11 protein-coding genes are annotated in these 17,274 nt (G+C 37.4%); 6 read left to right on the forward strand and 5 right to left on the reverse strand.

Features of this window, described 5'->3' with window-relative positions; genetic code table 11:
• Positions 1-45 precede the first annotated feature (45 nt).
• Both FJA49_RS14580 and pbpC read left to right on the forward strand, forming a co-directional pair.
• Entirely contained in the window at positions 46-5,538 is a 5,493-nt protein-coding gene (locus FJA49_RS14580) for an alpha-2-macroglobulin family protein (protein ID WP_140001660.1), read from the forward strand.
• 93 nt (positions 5,539-5,631) lie between these two features.
• Positions 5,632-7,965, forward strand: coding sequence for a penicillin-binding protein 1C (gene pbpC, locus FJA49_RS14585; RefSeq protein WP_199758392.1), 2,334 nt, complete (start codon positions 5,632-5,634; stop codon positions 7,963-7,965).
• Positions 7,966-8,146: 181 nt separating this feature from the next.
• Here pbpC and FJA49_RS14590 read toward each other — a convergent pair whose 3' ends face one another.
• The 3 genes from FJA49_RS14590 to FJA49_RS14600 all read right to left on the reverse strand — a co-directional run bounded on the left by FJA49_RS14590 (position 8,147) and on the right by FJA49_RS14600 (position 11,211).
• A complete protein-coding gene (locus FJA49_RS14590; protein ID WP_140001662.1) occupies positions 8,147-8,611 on the reverse strand; it encodes an adenylate/guanylate cyclase domain-containing protein in 465 nt (154 codons plus the stop codon).
• A gap of 371 nt (positions 8,612-8,982) precedes the next feature.
• Complete coding sequence (locus tag FJA49_RS14595; RefSeq protein WP_140001663.1) at positions 8,983-10,527, reverse strand: Rne/Rng family ribonuclease; 1,545 nt, start codon at positions 10,525-10,527, stop codon at positions 8,983-8,985.
• A 387-nt stretch (positions 10,528-10,914) separates the two neighbouring features.
• Positions 10,915-11,211, reverse strand: a complete 297-nt coding sequence (locus tag FJA49_RS14600; RefSeq protein ID WP_056067901.1) for an HU family DNA-binding protein — start codon at positions 11,209-11,211, stop codon at positions 10,915-10,917.
• A gap of 133 nt (positions 11,212-11,344) precedes the next feature.
• On the opposite strand from FJA49_RS14600, the gene mutY reads away from it, so the two are divergent.
• The 3 genes from mutY to gldD are packed head-to-tail and all read left to right on the forward strand — an operon-like array spanning position 11,345 to position 13,437.
• Positions 11,345-12,385, forward strand: a complete 1,041-nt coding sequence (gene mutY / locus FJA49_RS14605; protein WP_140001664.1) for an A/G-specific adenine glycosylase — start codon at positions 11,345-11,347, stop codon at positions 12,383-12,385.
• A gap of 57 nt (positions 12,386-12,442) precedes the next feature.
• Positions 12,443-12,871 carry a single-stranded DNA-binding protein gene (locus FJA49_RS14610; protein WP_140001665.1) on the forward strand — a complete coding sequence of 143 codons (429 nt, stop codon included), beginning with the start codon at positions 12,443-12,445 and terminating at the stop codon, positions 12,869-12,871.
• Positions 12,872-12,873: 2 nt separating this feature from the next.
• A complete protein-coding gene (gldD, locus tag FJA49_RS14615; protein WP_140001666.1) occupies positions 12,874-13,437 on the forward strand; it encodes a gliding motility lipoprotein GldD in 564 nt (187 codons plus the stop codon).
• A 51-nt stretch (positions 13,438-13,488) separates the two neighbouring features.
• Here the strand turns inward: gldD and FJA49_RS14620 are convergent, their stop codons facing one another.
• The gene (locus tag FJA49_RS14620) at positions 13,489-14,034 is read right to left on the reverse strand and encodes a heavy-metal-associated domain-containing protein (protein WP_140001667.1); all 546 of its coding nucleotides are present in this window, start codon (positions 14,032-14,034) and stop codon (positions 13,489-13,491) included.
• Positions 14,035-14,154: 120 nt separating this feature from the next.
• Between FJA49_RS14620 and FJA49_RS14625 the strand changes: the two genes are divergently transcribed.
• Positions 14,155-15,021 (forward strand): DMT family transporter, encoded by an 867-nt coding sequence (locus tag FJA49_RS14625; RefSeq protein ID WP_140001668.1) that lies wholly within the window; start codon positions 14,155-14,157, stop codon positions 15,019-15,021.
• Between the two features lie 207 nt (positions 15,022-15,228).
• On the opposite strand, the gene FJA49_RS14630 is transcribed toward FJA49_RS14625, so the two are convergent.
• Complete coding sequence (locus tag FJA49_RS14630; protein ID WP_233590186.1) at positions 15,229-17,271, reverse strand: M16 family metallopeptidase; 2,043 nt, start codon at positions 17,269-17,271, stop codon at positions 15,229-15,231.
• Positions 17,272-17,274: the final 3 nt, after the last annotated feature.

Genomic DNA, 17,274 nt, shown 5'->3' on the forward strand with positions numbered 1-17,274 from the left:
GTCACTAAGGACAAAACCTACGTTCAATTTTTAATCAATCATTCTATGAGAACTGGAAAACTAATACTGTTGGTTTCGGTGTTTTTTTTGTTAAATGCGTGTAGAAAATCTTCGCCTGAAGATTTTGATTCAGATTTTTCGCTTTATCGCGATTATGTTACTAGTTTCTCGTCGGGAATGATTTCCGCAAACTCTGATATTCAGGTTGGCTTAGCGTTCTCAAAAGCAGAATGGAAGCCTAATCAGGAATTAGACGAGGATATTTTTGATATTTCTCCTAGTGTTAGCGGTAAGGTCGTCGTATTACCTAATAACATTCTGGCATTCCAGCCAAAGAAAAAGCTAAAACAGGGTGAGCAATATCAGGTTACACTTCACCTGGATAAATTGATTGATGTTCCAAAAGAATTGGCTGATTTTAATTTTACAGTTAAAACCGTTGAACAGGATTTCAAAGTTGAAATTCAGGATTTGCAGTCGTATACAAAAGACACTCAATTCCTGAACATGGTCTTGAAATCTGCAGATAATATGGATTTGGAAACAGCCAAAAAATTGGTGTCTGCTACACAGAACGGTAAGGAATTACCAATTAAATTCAATGATAAGGGGAGTTCTCCAACGGAGTTTTCCTTTGTTATCGACCAGATACAAAGAGGAACGGACGATAGCAAAATTATAATCAAATGGGATGGAAGTTCGGTCGATATAGACCAAAAAGGAGAAAAAGAATTTACAATACCGGGCAAAAATAATTTTACCATTGTAGACGTAAGAATCGGTGATGAAAATAACCAATCAGTTCGAATCAATTTCTCAGATCCATTAAAAAAGGACCAGAATTTCAGTGGTTTGGTAGCTCTTGAAACAGCAAATAATCTACGCTATGCAGTAGATGGAAACGTATTGAAAGTGTTTTCGGATGTAGCGCTTGATGGTAAATTATTGTTGGAAGTATTCCAAGGAATTGAAAATACCGATGGCTATAAAATGAAAAAAGGCTATGCTGCAAAAATTACTTTTGAGCAGATCAAGCCTGAAGTACGATTTGTAAAAAGCGGTACCATCCTGCCAAGTTCCCACAACCTAAAAGTAAACTTTGAAGCGGCCAATTTGAAAAAAGTGGACGTTAAAGTGTACCGTATTTTTGAAAACAACGTACTCCAATTTTTACAGGATAACGAATTGAATGGCAATTATGATTTGAGAAAAGTGGCGCTTCCAATAGCGAAAAAGACGCTGGAGCTGACAACCAATAAACTCGCCAATTACAAAAAATGGAATACCTATTCATTGGATTTATCTACCTTAATCAAACCAGAACAAGGAGCGATTTACCGAGTGGAGTTTACCATCAAAAGATCCTATTCTCTATATACCTGCGATACTCCTGCTGAGGAAGAGCCAGTAGATGAAGATGAGGAACCGGAAGATTTTTCTACCTACGATTCTTTTGATTATGACTACTATGACTATGATTACGACTGGAACGAAAGAGACAATCCTTGTAATAAATCCTACTATTCCAACAATAAGGTGGCCACAAACATATTGGCTACAGATTTGGGTGTTATCGTAAAACGTGGTGAAAACGGTTCGTATTTCTTCGCTGTCAATAATATCGTAACAACCGAGCCGGTTTCGGGTGCAACAGTTGAATTGTATAACTACCAAAAACAAAAATTGGTATCTGAAACTACCGATGGCGATGGTATCGTGAATTTTAGTACTGATAAAAAAGCATTTTTTGCGATAATCAAAAAAGACAAAAACACGACCTATGTCAAACTGGATGATGGAAATTCACAGTCAGTCAGTAATTTTAATGTAGATGGTGAAGCCATCCAAAAAGGACTGAAAGGATTTATTTATGGAGAAAGAGGCGTATGGCGCCCGGGCGATACGATTTACCTATCATTCATCCTGAACGATAAATCAAGCAGACTGCCAAATACCCACCCGATTAAATTAAAACTGACAGATCCGAATGGAAAAGTAATCTATCAGAAAGTACAGAAATACACAGACAAGAATCATTACAAATTCGCTTTCAAAACACAGCCAAATGCACCAACCGGAAATTATGAAGCGGTTGTTTCTGTAGGAGGTGCCCGTTTTTATAAAGCGGTAAAAATTGAAACCATCAAGCCAAACCGATTGAAAATCAAAAATGGTTTTGACGGAAAAATGCTATCAGCTTTCCATAAAAATGATGCCAGGGTTGATGTAGCCTGGTTGCATGGAGCTGTTGCAAAAGATTTGAAACTGGAAATGCAGGCGAAATTTACGCAGCAAAAAACTACGTTTAAAAATTATAGCAAATATGTTTTTGACGATCCGGCACGTAAGTTTTCTACAGAAGAAGTAAACATCTATTCCGGAAAAATCGACGAAACCGGAAAAGCGAATGTCAGCATCCAGCCAAGATTACAGTCGCAAGCACCGGGAATGCTAAAAGCAGCATTTATTACCAAAGTGTATGAAAACGGAGGTGATTTCAGTACAGATGTCATCACGGCAACGTATTCCCCGTTCCAAACCTATGTGGGAATAAAAACCCCGGAGCCAAATAAATACGGAATGCTCGAAACTGGAAAAAGCAATGCGTTTGATGTAGTGACGGTTGATGAAAACGGAAGGCCAAAAGCGGTCAGAAATCTGGAAGTAAGAGTCTATAAGGTAGATTGGCGCTGGTGGTGGGATGCTTCTGACGATTTGTCAAATTACAGCAGTTCAACAACAAATACTCCATTCTATTCTCAGGTAGTGAATACAGACGGTTCCGGTAAGGCACGTTTCCAATTTAAGACAACCGACGATGAATGGGGACGCTACCTGGTAAGAGTTACAGATCCTAACGGCGGACATTCGTCAGGTGAAACTGTAATGATTGACTGGCCAATTTGGTCTGGAAAAACAAGAAATAGTACCGGAGCAGAAGCAAAAATGCTGGTGTTTTCAGCAGATAAAGAAAAATATAATGTTGGTGAAAAAGCAATTGTTTCTTTCCCGTCAAGTGAAGGTGGACGTGCTTTGATTTCACTTGAAAGTGGCGCACAGGTAGTTCAGACATTATGGGCAGAAAGTAAAAAAGGTGAAACGCAGGTTGAAATTCCAATTACTTCGAAGATGGCGCCTAACGTTTATATCCATATCACGTTATTGCAACCTCATGCCTCTACAAAAAATGACTCGCCAATTCGTCTGTATGGAATTGTTCCGATTGAAGTGGTGGATAAAAACACAGTTTTAGAACCGCAGATAGCCATGCCGGAAGTCTTAAAGCCCGAACAGAAAACAACAATAAAAGTAAGCGAGAAGAATGGAAAGGCAATGACCTATACCATAGCAATTGTTGATGAAGGATTGTTGGATCTTACCCGATTTAAGACACCAAATGCCTGGAACAGTTTTTATTCAAGAGAAGCCTTGGGTGTAAAAACATGGGATATTTATGATGATGTCATAGGAGCTTATGGTGGTAAGGTAAATCAGATTTTCAGTATTGGAGGTGACGAAGATTTAGGCGGCGGACAGGCTAAAAAAGCCAACCGATTTAAACCGGTCGTGATTTATCTTGGGCCTTATTCCTTGTCAAAAGGACAAACAAAATCACATGAGATTGCGCTTCCGAAATATGTTGGTTCCGTAAGGACAATGGTCGTAGCAGGTGATGCGCAAACGAGTGCCTATGGAAGTGTTGAAAAAACAACTCCGGTTAGAAATCCGCTGATGATATTGGCATCATTGCCAAGAAAAGTTTCTCCGGGTGAAAAAGTAACCTTGCCGGTAACCGTTTTTGCAATGGAAAAACATGTTAAAAATGTTACCCTGCAATTGAAAACAAACAACGGTTTCCGCATAATTGGAAATTCAAAACAGACACTATCGTTTGCACAGCCTGACGAAAAAATTGCCTATTTTGATTTGAATGTTGGCGATTTGACCGGAATTGGAAAAGTTACGGTGGTAGCCACTTCCGGAAAAGAAAAAGCCAGTTTTGATGTAGAATTGGATATCCTAAACCCGAATCCAGTAACACAGGATTATAAAGAATTGGTATTGGAACCAAATAGTTCAGGAACCATCAACTGGGATGCTTTTGGTGTAGCGGGAACAAATACAGCAAAACTGGAAGTATCAGCATTTCCTTCAATGGATTTTAACAAGCGACTTGACTATCTGATTCAATATCCGCACGGATGTCTGGAACAAACTACATCTAGTGTATTCCCACAATTGTATTTGGGTGATATTGCCGATGTAGATGCAGCCAGAAAAGCTAAAATCCAAAAGAATATCACGGCAGGAATCCAAAAACTGGCACAGTTCCAATTGGCTAACGGAGGATTTGCCTATTGGCAAGGAAATCAAACGCCAGATGATTGGAGTACGACCTATGTAGGACACTTCCTGATTGAAGCGGAAAGAAAGGGCTATGCGCTTCCTGCTAACCTGAAAAAACAATGGATTGCCTATCAGTCAAAAACGGCAAAACAATGGCGCTATAACGAAGGCTACCGTAATGATTTTGCACAATCGTACAGACTGTATACCTTGGCATTGGCAGGTAACCCGGATTTGTCTTCGATGAACAGACTTAGAGAAACTTCAGGAATTACCAACGATACCAAACTAAGACTTGCTGCTACTTATGCTTTAGCCGGACAGAAGAATGTAGGAATGACATTGCTGGCACAAAGCAAAATAGATGAAGAATCTTTGTATGGCTATTACTATTATTATGGTTCTAGCGAAAGAAACCGAGCTATGGCTTTGGAAACCTTGCTGTTGTTAGGAAGAAAAACAGAAGCCTTTACTATGGCAACTAAACTGGCAAAAGAAATGTCTTCAAACCAATGGATGTCGACACAGACTACCGCTTATTGCTTGTATGCGATGTCGAAATTTGCACAACAAAACGGTACAAAAGGAATTGATGTAAGCTTTACTAGCAAAGGCAAAGCGGAAACGATAAAAACGGCCAAGACATTTGCTGATAGAACCTTGCAGGTTTCCGGAAGCGGAAATACAGTTACGGTTAAAAATAATAAAAATACGACGCTTTACATAAAAGTGATTACGAGTGGAATCTTGCCAATTGGTCAGGAGCAAACCGAACAAAGAGGATTATCTACAGATATTACGTTCCGTGACAGAAAAGGAAATGCCATCAGTGTAGCTTCATTGGCGCAAGGAACAGAGTTTGTTGCAGAAGTTACAGTTTTCAATACCAAAGGCGAATCGGTTGAAAACGTTGCGCTGACACAGATTATTCCATCCGGTTGGGAAATTGTCAACACACGTTTTACAGACTATGGAAGTTTCGCTGATAACAAAGTGGATTATACAGATATCCGAGACGACCGTACGAATTTTTATTTTACGCTGAGATCGAATGAAACCAAAACCTTCAAGATTCTTCTGAACGCATCTTACTTAGGGAAATATTACCTTCCTGGAGTACAGTGCGAGGCGATGTATGACAATTCATATTTTGCCAGAACACAAGGACAATGGGTTAATGTAGTAAAATAAGCACCTTGAAAGTAAAGACTTCTGTAAAGAAGCCTAATAGTTAAGCTGGAATTGAAAAGCAAGATAAAAGCGTTTTTTAAACGCATCCTTGATATGATAAAAAGCAATCCGAAGAAGTCTGTTTTCTTCGGATTGCTTTTCATTGCCTACTATTTTTGTCTGCCAAGAACACTTTTTGAGCAGCCGTATTCTACCGTAATTGAAAGCGAAGAAGGAGAACTGTTAGGGGCTAAAATTGCCCGTGACGGACAATGGCGATTTCCCGCACAAGACTCTATACCTGAAAAATTCAAAAAATGTATTGTCTATTTTGAAGATGAGCATTTTTACCAGCATCCCGGATTCAACCCGATTGCTATGGTCAAAGCTGCAAAACAAAATCACGATGCAGGAAGAGTAGTCCGTGGCGGAAGTACATTAACGCAACAGGTCATCCGACTTTCAAGAGGCGAGAAGAAGAGAAACTATTTTGAAAAGCTGGTTGAGTTGGTATTGGCAACCCGTTTGGAATTTCGTTATTCCAAAGAAAAGATATTGGAGTTGTACGCTGCTCATGCTCCATATGGAGGAAACGTAGTAGGACTGGAAATGGCTTCCTGGCGTTATTTTGGAGTACAGCCGTATCAATTATCCTGGGCTGAAACGGCAACATTAGCAGTATTGCCAAATGCGCCTAGTTTGATTTATCCCGGAAAAAACCAGCAAAAGCTTTTGGGTAAGCGTAACGGTCTGTTAAAAAAACTATACGAGGAAAAAATAATCGATAAAACGACCTATGAACTTTCAATACTGGAAGATTTGCCTCAAAAACCGTATGATTTGCCTCAAATAGCGCCGCATTTGCTTCAAAATGTTGCAAAGAAGGAAGAAGGCACAAGAGTAAAGACAACGGTCAAATACGCCTTCCAAAATCGTGTTAACCAAATCGCAGCGCAATATTATAACCAATACCGACAGTCAGAAATTTATAACCTTGCCATAATTGTTGTAGATGTTGAGACAAGAAATATCCTGAGTTATGTTGGAAATTCTCCAACGGACAAAGACCATCAAAAAGATGTCGATATTATTACAGCTCCACGAAGTACCGGTAGTATATTAAAACCGTTGCTGTATGCTTCGATGTTAGACGCTGGAGAAATACTACCAAATACGTTGGTTGCGGATATTCCGACTCAAATAGCGGGTTATAGCCCTAAAAACTTTGATTTGACCTATGATGGTGCTGTTCCGGCACATCGGGCATTGTCACGTTCGCTGAATATTCCTTCGGTTTTGATGCTAAAAGATCACGGTGTCTACCGTTTTTATGACCAACTGCAGCAGTTTAAATTAAGGGATATCAACAAACATCCAAACCATTACGGATTGTCGCTGATTCTGGGTGGAGCAGAAAGCAATCTTTGGGATTTGAGCAAAACCTATGCAGGACTAACATCTACCCTAAATTACTTTACGACACATTCGGCAAAATATCGCACGGACGAGTTTAAGGAATTGAATTGGTCGTATGGCAAAAAAACAGATTTCGGAAAAGAGTCATATGATAAGAGAAATTTAGGAGCTGCCTCAATTTGGCTCACGTATAATGCCATGAAAGAAGTTAACCGTCCCGAAGGTGATGAAGCATGGAAATTTTATGATTCTTCATTGGAAGTTGCCTGGAAAACGGGTACGAGCTTTGGAAACCGTGACGGATGGGCCATCGGAACAAATTCAAGATATGTAGTAGGAGTGTGGGTTGGAAATGCTTCTGGTGAAGGACGCCCGTCTTTGACTGGAGTAGGAAGTGCAGCGCCTATTTTATTTGATGTATTTAATCTTTTACCAAGAAAAAAATGGTTTGCGACTCCATATGATGATTTGGAAGAGGCAGAAGTTTGCCAATTAAGCGGACACATAGCCGGTGAATACTGTCCGAAAATCAAACAGTGGATTCCGCTTAAAAGCAAGCAGACTACGGTTTGTCCGTATCATAAACTAGTACACCTCGATGCTTCTGGCGAATATCAGGTAAACAGCAATTGCGAAGAAGTAGATAAGATGGTTGCGAAACCCTGGTTTGTATTGCCTCCGGTTATGGAATTGTATTATAAGACCAAACATATAGACTATGTTTCATTACCTCCATTTAGGGCAGACTGTCTGGGAGCATCTTCCTATTCAATGGATTTTATCTATCCAAAAGAGAATGGAAAAGTCTATCTCACCAAAAACTTTAATGGCGAAATCCAGCCGTTTGTTTTAAAAGTAGCCCATTCTGACCAAAGAGCAAAACTGTTCTGGTATCTGAATGATAAGTTTTTGGGCACTACACAAACTTTTCATGAGATGTCTGTTGAAGCAAAAACCGGAAAATATTACATCACGGTAACGGATGAAGCCGGCAACGAAATCAGTAGGAGGATTGAAATTGTAAAAGAATAAAATATATTTCAAATTCAAGATTGGATGTGTGTAGGATTGGTAAATTTTATATTTTTTCTTTTAAATGTTTCTAAGACAGAGGATTTGTGCTAGTTAATCAATCATATTTTTATTATCAACTAAAACTAATCTATTATTTTCTTTTTTCTACATTAAAGTTGTCCAATTTGCCTTTTTTTCTCTATAAACTGCCATTCCATTTTTCCAAACTCCAATCGTTTACTAGGTTTTCAATCAAAAGAATATCATTCCATATTCCCCAAGGAGAGAGCTTCTTTTGTTCTAATGTAAGCATTTTTGCTAATTGTCTTTGCCAGGTTTCTGTATCAATAATATGCCAGCCTAAAAATTCACCTCTTACGATGTGCTCGGTTCTCATGTATTTGGGCTTTTCAAAACTATCAGCAGGATAATGGCCAACGTGTTCTACAATTTTTTGTTTGTAAGCTACTGAAAGTGTAAAAAACACCATGAAACTTTCTTTAGAGTCAGCCAGCTTTAATAAGTTGGCTGGTCTGTCAGAATATAAACCGGGTAAAACTCTTATTAGATTCCCTATCGTTTTATCCTTATAAATGTAATGCAGGTATACTTTTCCTTTAGTCGTATTGATTTCAAAAATATCTCCTAGTTTAATTCTTCTCATTAATAAACAATTGATTTTAAAAGTTCATATCCTCTCTGTAATTGTGCTTCAGATGCTGGGTTTGTAGGCGATATGCTATTTATTCTATTAAGCAGGTTCCATCATTCTTGCCAAATCCATGTGTTTCTATTAATGCCTGTTCTACAGCTCTAGCATCCGCTATTGACAATCCTTGGCAGTTTTGATAGTGTTTCAAAAATAATGGTTTTTTTATGTCGTTAGTGAATATTCTTTTAGCTTATTGGTTTTATTACGACTTCTTCTTAGAGAAATGTGGTTTAAATAAAAGTTTACAACAAGTTACAATCAGTGTTTTCCAAAATATTACAAACAAAAAAACCGCCAATCTTGCGAAGGGCGGTTCTTTTTATCTAATCTTTGATCTCATTTCCATTTTTATCATAGAAATGATATTCTAAAAACGTGTAAGCGTCACGAGGTATTATTTTCACCCATTTTTTATGTTCAAAAAACCATTTTGAACGTAATGATGGAAAACCTTTAGTAAGGTATGCTGCCACAAAAGGATGCGCATTCAGCACGATTTTTTTGTGGGCTTTCAATAGTCGTTCGACATCTGAAGTGATTTTATCTACAATCGAGATCGGAGCATCAATTTCCCCATGTTCATTGTTAGGGTCTTCTTCTCTGGTCTTAATATTTACTTCAGGTCGTACTCTTTGTCGCGTAATCTGGATCAAACCAAATTTACTAGGCGGCAAGATTTTGTGTTTAGCTTTATCATCACTCATTTCTTCTCTCAGAAAATCGAAAAGGACTTTACGGTTTTCTGGATTTGACATATCAATAAAATCGACAACAATGATACCACCCATATCTCGCAGGCGGAGCTGTCGTGCCACTTCAGCGGCGGCGATGAGGTTTACTTCTAAGGCTGTATCTTCTTGATTGGAAGCTTTATTTGAACGGTTTCCGCTGTTGACGTCAATAACGTGCAAAGCTTCAGTATGTTCAATAATAAGATAAGCTCCTTTGCTCATCGATACTGTTTTTCCGAAGGAAGTTTTGATCTGTCTCTCTATGTTATATTTTTCGAAGATAGGTGTGTCTTTGGATTGATAAAACTTTACTATTGATTCTTTTGAAGGTGCAATTTCTTGCAGATAATCCTTCGTTTCATTGTACAACTCTTCGTCATCTATATGAATTCCTGTAAAGGTATCATTGAATACGTCTCGTAAAATGGAGGAAGCTCTGTTGAGCTCTCCTAATATTTTTGACGGATGATGAGCAGTTGGTAATTTTTTACACATTGCAGTCCATCTGCTGAGCAGATTCTGCAAATCTTTGTCTAGTTCGGCTACTTTTTTGCCTTCTGCTACTGTTCTCACAATAACACCAAATCCTTTTGGTCGGATAGACTGTACGAGTCGTTTAAGACGATCTTTTTCTTCTTTGGATTCTATTTTTTGTGATATAGAAACTCTATCAGAAAAAGGAACGAGAACAATAAATCGGCCTGCAAGAGAAAGCTCTGAGCTAATTCTTGGCCCTTTGGTCGATATAGGTTCTTTGACAACTTGTACTAAAATGGACTGGTTAGCGCTGATCACATCAGTAATAACACCGTCCTTATCTATCTCCTTTTCAAAAGGAAAGTTTTTTAGGGAGAAATCTTTTATTTTACCTGCGCTTACAAGTTTTATGAATTTCAACTGAGAAGTCAGATTAGGACCCAAATCATGATAATGTAAAAAGGCATCTTTTTCAAAGCCTACATTTACAAAAGCAGCATTTAGTCCCGCAACAGGCTTTCTGATTTTGGCAATAAAAATATCACCCACCTGAAAGTTGCTTTTTTCTTCTTCTTTGTGTAATTCAATTAGTTTTCCATCTTTTAATAAGGCAAAATCTACGGCATCCGAACCAGATCTGATGATCAGTTCTTTATTCACACTGTAAATTTTTATCTGTTTTTTCAGAAAATAGAGTAGAGAGAGAAGAGCGTAGATTTAAAATCTAAAGTCTAAAGTCTAAAGTCTAAAATCTTATTTACAGATGGATTAAACAATAATTTAACAGGTATTGTACCCGGAGAAAATAGAGTCTGTAAGGAAAAATCAAAGGCATACTATAGCCTCATTTTTTATTCTTTCTTCAATACTTCTATTTTCAAATTTCAATGAACTAAAAATATTCTTAAAAAAGAAAAAAGTAGTCAGACTACTTTTTCTTCTTGTGACGGTTAGCTCTCGCTCTCTTTTTACGTTTGTGAGTCGCTACCTTATGTCTTTTTCTTTTTTTACCACTTGGCATATTTTGAAAATTTAGTGATTAATAAATTAGTTTACTTTTGCTTCGGTATTGGTTTTAACTCCTTCAACAAAAACTTTTGCTGGTTTGAATGCAGGAATATTGTGTGCAGGAATTTTGATTGTAGTGTTTTTAGAGATATTTCTACCTGTCTTTTCAGCTCTTGTTTTGATGATGAAACTACCAAAACCTCTTAAGTAAACATTATCACCAGTTTCTAATGAATTTTTTACTTCGTCCATAAAAGATTCTACTGTTGCTTGAACATCTCCTTTTTCAAGACCTAATTTTTCTGAAATTTTCGCAACGATATCTGCTTTCGTCATTTTCTTTCTATTTTAAATTTATTGTGTAAAATTTTGAGGTTGCAAATATATGAATTAAAAAAACAATATTTCAACCATAAACGATTAAAATTTAATAACATAAACTTTTACTTTTGCTAACCAATTTTATCTGATGGAATTTTCTAACTTATTAATCCAATGGTATTTACAAAATAAACGCGATTTGCCATGGCGAAATACGACCAATCCATACCATATTTGGTTGTCAGAAATTATGCTCCAACAGACGCGTGTAGCCCAGGGTTTGCCCTATTTTTTGTCATTTACCGGTTCATTTCCAACTGTTTTTGATTTGGCTAATGCCAATGAGGAACAAGTTTTGAAACTTTGGCAAGGATTAGGTTATTATTCCAGAGCCAGAAACCTTCATAATACGGCAAAATTGGTGGCATATGATTTAAACGGAATTTTTCCGGATAATTATAAAGACTTACTCCAACTAAAAGGAGTAGGTGAATATACGGCTGCAGCCATTGCTTCTTTTTCTTATAATGAAGTAGTTCCTGTAGTTGATGGAAATGTTTTTCGTGTGCTGTCGAGATATTTCGACATTGAAACGGATATTGCTTCCAGCGGAGCTAAGAAAGAATTTTCAGAATTGGCAAAAGAATTAATTCCGCACGATAATCCTGCCCTGTTTAATCAGGCTATTATGGAGTTTGGTGCACTGCAATGTGTTCCTAAAAATCCGGATTGTGAAAGATGTGTTTTAAACTCTGGCTGTCTCGCACTGCAAAAAAATAAAGTAGGTCAACTTCCTGTCAAGCTAAAAAAGACAAAAGTGCGAAACCGTTATTTTAATTACCTTGTTTTCTCAGACGACAATCAGCATTATATTTTAAGAAAGAGGACAGAAAAAGGAATATGGCATAATCTGTATGAATTTCCTCTGATTGAAACAGTAGCTGAAGTTGATTTTGATGCCGTTTCAAAATTAATTTTTGAAGAATATGGTTCAAAGTTTAAAATTTTATCAATAAAGCCGTTAAAAAACGATGCTATTTTGCATAAATTATCACATCAGCATTTGTATATACGCTTCTTTCAGGTGCACATTCAAGGTGTTGCTGAAAATGCAATTTCTTATGAATCAATGATTTCTTTGCCATTTCCAATTGTAATTCATAATTTTATAGAAAAAGATTTACTATAATTTATCAGGTATGGCAGAAATTATTATATTTGAAGGTTTACTAACTCCCCACGAAAAATGAATGGTACGCTAAATAAAGTGATTTTAATTGGGCACCTAGGCGATGATGTCAAGATGCACTATTTTGAAGGCGGTAACTGCATCGGCAGATTCCCGCTGGCTACGAATGAAATATATATTAATAAGCAGACAAACGAAAAGATTGCTTCTACGGAATGGCACAATCTTGTTGTGCGCAATAAAGCAGCCGAAATCTGCGAAAAGTATCTGTCAAAAGGAGATAAGATCTATGTTGAAGGAAGGATAAAATCCCGCCAATGGCAGACAGAAGAAGGTGTTACGAAATATACCACAGAAATTCAGGTGACTGAATTTACTTTCCTGACAACGAAAAAAGATATTGAAGCTGGAAAACAAGGGTCTTCAGTAGATGTAAAATCTGCTAATTTTGACTCCAGCTCACCAGCAGAAGACGATTTATATTAGTAATGTTTAGAAAAAGTATAGGCCTTTTTATTTCCGGATGTATTCTTGCTTCCGTTTGGGGTTGTCAGAACGAGGCAGTTCCAAAACCGGCAGGACAATTAAGACTGGAATATCCCAGGGCCGAATATGTACACTTTGAAAATGATTGTCCTTTTACGTTTGATATAAACGAAGATGCAGTTATTTCACAAAAAGGGAATTGCGATTTTACAATCAGCTATCCTAAAATGAAAGCCACGATTTATCTTACTTACAAACCTGTTAAGAACGATATCGAAGCGCATTTAAGAGATGCCCAGACTTTGACCTACAAACATACTATTAAGGCAGATGATATTGTTGAGCAGCCTTTTCAGAATGAAAAGAGCAAGGTTTATGGCATGTTCTACAGAGTTGGAGGTAATGCGGCAACCAATGCTCAATTTTACGCTACAGACAGCGTAAAGCATTTTGTTACTGGTTCTGTATATTTTTATGCAAAACCCAATTTTGATTCGATAATGCCGGCTAGTAGCTATGTCAAAAATGACATGCAAGTATTGATGGAAACATTAAAATGGAAATAAAAAAAGAGAACCAATTTGGTTCTCTTTTTTGTTTTATCTTGTTGTAACGAATTAAGCGTTTTTAGCTTTTTTGTCGTCAGAGCTGCAAGCTTTCTTGCCTGAACAACATCCACCTTTTGCCTCTTTAGATTTATCATCGTGGCAAGAAGCTTTTTTATCGTCTTTTTTCTTTTTCTCTTTTTCCTTTTCTTTCTCTTTGTAAAGCATTGCTTTGTCAGCAGATGATTTTACGTTAGAAACTTTGTAAGTACTTCCGCCAGCAACAGCTTCTACTGTTTCAACCAATGTTTCAGGAGTTTGTTTTGCAGAATCATAAGCTACAGTAGCTGTCTTCTTTTCGAAATCAACCTTAGCGTCCTGTACGCCGTCAAGGCTGGCTAATTTTTTCTCGATAGTTTTTGCACATCCAACAGCACATGACATTCCGTCGATTTGGAAACTTGTAGTTTGCAGGTTTTCAGCAGTTGCTTTTGTTGTAGTTGTGTCTTTAGTAGTTTCTGTCGGTTCTCCGCTTTCTGTTGCTTTTGGCTCGTTTTTGCAGCTTACGAATAGCATTCCTGAAAGCGCAAGGATAAGTAATGATTTTGAAAAATTCATAGTGTTGTATTTAAATTTGAATTAACAATTCCTTTGAAATCTAAAGGTTTACAAAATTAATAAAAAAAGAAACGGGAAATCCGTTAAAATGACAGAATTTTGAGCTGTAAAAAATGAGTTATGAAAGCTGTGCCGTCCAAATGGATTATTTTATTCTTCCTTTCCCTGATTTGGGGAAGTTCTTTTATTCTTATCAAAAAAGGGTTGGTAGGGCTGACACCATTTCAGCTGGGTTCATTGCGGATGATTTTTGCGGCTGTTTTTCTTTTGGCCGTAGGTTTTAAGAGCCTGAGAAATATTAAGCAACATCAATGGAAATATATTGCAATAACAGCAATGATGGGCACTTTTTTTCCGGCATTTCTTTTTTCAATTGCCCAAACACAAATTGATAGCTCTATCAGTGCTGTTTTGAATTCGCTGACGCCATTAGCGGCACTGGTTTTAGGTGCGTTGGTTTTTGGACTAAACTTTCAAAGAAGGCAGATTTTTGGGGTAACGATTGGCTTGCTTGGAAGCGTATTGCTGATTTTGAGTGGTGCTGTAAACCATCCGGGACAGAATTATTGGTATGCAACTTTAGCTGTCGCCGGGGCTATCTGTTATGCTGTAAATGTCAACCTGATTAAAAAATATCTTTCCGATGTAAATCCTTTGAGCATTACGGTGGGTAACTTTGCGGTTTTGCTGGTTCCGGCTCTTATAATTCTGTTTACTACTGATTTTCATGAAGTGGCGCATTTGCCAAACGTAACAACTTCCATGCTGTTTGTGAGTATCCTTGCCGTGTTTGGAACCTGTGTGGCAAACGTACTGTACTTTAAACTAATCCAGATTTCTTCGCCAATTTTTGCTTCTTCCGTAACCTATATGCTGCCAATTGTAGCTTGCTTTTGGGGTATTCTAGATGGCGAAAGTCTTACTCTGGTTCAGGCTTTAGGTGCTTTTATCGTACTGATCGGGATTTATCTATCGGCTAAAAAATAAAAAAAAGCTTACGATTTTAGTATGCTTTGTGGCTCTGCGCCTTTGCGTGAAATAGTTGCTCGCAAAGGCGCAGAGTCGCAAAGATTATAAAGAAAGGCAAAGCTATTGCGTGGAATTATTTCCATGTCTTTCCTTTGAGAGAAACTTTACACATAAAAAAAAGACTGCCATTTCTGACAGTCTTTTTGGTTTTATGTTTGATTTAGATTATTTGAAATCTGCATCAGTAACACCTTCGTTGATTTTTACATCAGAAGCTGTCAATTCAATTTCGATACCAACGTTTAATGTTGTTTTGAAAGGAACTTTTACACCTTTAACATCTTTGTAGTCAGCGAAAGAAATTACTTGAGTCATTTGCTGTCCTTGCATTTCCTCAACGTTTGATTCAGCCAACTTCAATCCTGTTGTTACATCATAGTAAAGTGTCTTTTTGCCATCTTTGATTGCGTAAGCATCTTTTCCGTCAATAGACTCGATTCCTGATAATGCGATTCCAGGTTTTGTAGCTAAAGTCAATTCCGGGAATGGAAGAGAGTAGAATTTAGCACTAGCAATTTTATCAGCGCTATAGTCTTCTTTTTGACCTTGAGCTGTCTCGTATCCTTTTGCTCCGTCAAAAACTTCTTTGCTTAATGTTTGACCCATACCTTTAACTTCGTCAACTTTTTTACCAGCAGCAGAAGATTTTCTAGTCATAGTAACATCGATTCCTTGAACTTTTCCGTTTAATGTAGAGAATACAGTTTTTACTGATTTAGCATTTTTATCTCCACCAATTGCTTTGATGTAGTTGTCAAATACAGTTTTTGCTGTTACGCCAGCTGGGATTGCTTTTTTAGCAACAGGCTTATCAACCTGGTTTCCGAATTTATCGAAATAGAACATTGGGATTCCTAGTTTTTCAAGACCTGGCAATACATCACTTCCTTTACCTGTAATGATAACTCTTGTGTTGTCAGCAAGGAAATATTTGTTTGCTACTCTCATGATATCGTCAGCAGTTACTGCATTGATATTCTTGATGTAGTTTTCGTAGAAATCAGCAGGAAGATTTTGCGTTCTAGTCAATAGAGCATAACGAGCAACTGTTCCTGGCTTTTGGATCTGCATTACGAAGTTTCCAATATAACCCGCTTTTACGTTTTTCAACATATCAGGAGCTACTTTTTCAGTTCTGATTCTTTTGATTTCTTTGAAGAATTCAACTACTGCGCTATCCGTTACAGCATTTCTAACTTGAGTGTTAGATTTGAATTTTCCAACATATTTGTCACCTCTAATGCTTGAACGAGCACCATATGTCCATCCGTGAGCTTCTCTCAGGTTCATGTTAAGGTAGCTGTTGAAGTCACCGCCAATGATTTGGTTAGCCAAAAGAACAGCGAAATAATCTTTGTCAGTCATCTTAAGGTTAGAAACGTTAACCAAAGAAATTTCAGACTGAACCGCGTTTGGCATGTCTACAAAGTTAATCTGAGTGTATTGAACATCTTTTGGATCGCCATAAGTAACTACTGGAGCCGTAGCTTTTTTCCATGAACCAAAATATTTCTCAACCGCTTTTTTAACATCTTTGAATTTTACATCACCTGTAATTACTAAGTATGCGTTAGCAGGAACAAAGTAAGTAGTGTAGTTCAAGATAGCATCATTTAAAGTTACTTTGTTGATACTTTCTTCAGTAAGGTATTCTCCGTTTGGATGGTTTTTTCCGTAAACTAAAACATCTTCAACACGAGAAGCTACCGCCTGAACGCTTTTTTCTTGAGTTTTTAATCCTTCGATTAGCTTTGTTTTTTCTTTGTCAAGTTCTTCCTGAGTGAAAACAGAGTTTAAAGCTCCGTCAGCCATCAATTCAAGGATTCTATCAGAATATTTAGAAAGCCCTGAAGCATAAGCTCCGTTAGCACTAAATCCGATGTTAGCTCCTAAGAAGTCGATTTCCTCGTTGAAAGCATCTTTTGACATTTTTTTAGTACCGCTTCCAATCAATTCGCTTGTGATTTCAGCAACACCTTTTTTGTCGCCTTCTGCGTAAGGAGCGTTGTCTAATGTTAGGTTATAAGAAACTCTTGGAAGTTTGTTGTTTTCAACAACCAATACTTTCAATCCGTTTTTCAATTCAAAAGTTTCAGGCTTCCCAATGTTGATAACTGGAGCAGGACCTGGTTTTGGCTGTGGTCTGTCTTGTGCTTGCATAATTAGAGTTAAAAACAAGCTTGATAAAATGAATATTGTTTTTTTCATGAT

It is taken from the genome of Flavobacterium microcysteis (assembly GCF_006385255.1).
Taxonomy (GTDB): domain Bacteria; phylum Bacteroidota; class Bacteroidia; order Flavobacteriales; family Flavobacteriaceae; genus Flavobacterium; species Flavobacterium microcysteis.

Coding starts and splice junctions, on each gene's coding strand:
- FJA49_RS14580 (WP_140001660.1), top strand. CDS start 46: ATGAGAACTGGAAAACTAATACTGTTGGTTTCGGTGTTTTTTTTGTTA.
- pbpC (WP_199758392.1), top strand. CDS start 5,632: ATGATAAAAAGCAATCCGAAGAAGTCTGTTTTCTTCGGATTGCTTTTC.
- FJA49_RS14590 (WP_140001662.1), bottom strand. CDS start 8,611: ATGAGAAGAATTAAACTAGGAGATATTTTTGAAATCAATACGACTAAA.
- FJA49_RS14600 (WP_056067901.1), bottom strand. CDS start 11,211: ATGACGAAAGCAGATATCGTTGCGAAAATTTCAGAAAAATTAGGTCTT.
- mutY (WP_140001664.1), top strand. CDS start 11,345: ATGGAATTTTCTAACTTATTAATCCAATGGTATTTACAAAATAAACGC.
- FJA49_RS14610 (WP_140001665.1), top strand. CDS start 12,443: ATGAATGGTACGCTAAATAAAGTGATTTTAATTGGGCACCTAGGCGAT.
- gldD (WP_140001666.1), top strand. CDS start 12,874: ATGTTTAGAAAAAGTATAGGCCTTTTTATTTCCGGATGTATTCTTGCT.
- FJA49_RS14620 (WP_140001667.1), bottom strand. CDS start 14,034: ATGAATTTTTCAAAATCATTACTTATCCTTGCGCTTTCAGGAATGCTA.
- FJA49_RS14625 (WP_140001668.1), top strand. CDS start 14,155: ATGAAAGCTGTGCCGTCCAAATGGATTATTTTATTCTTCCTTTCCCTG.
- FJA49_RS14630 (WP_233590186.1), bottom strand. CDS start 17,271: ATGAAAAAAACAATATTCATTTTATCAAGCTTGTTTTTAACTCTAATT.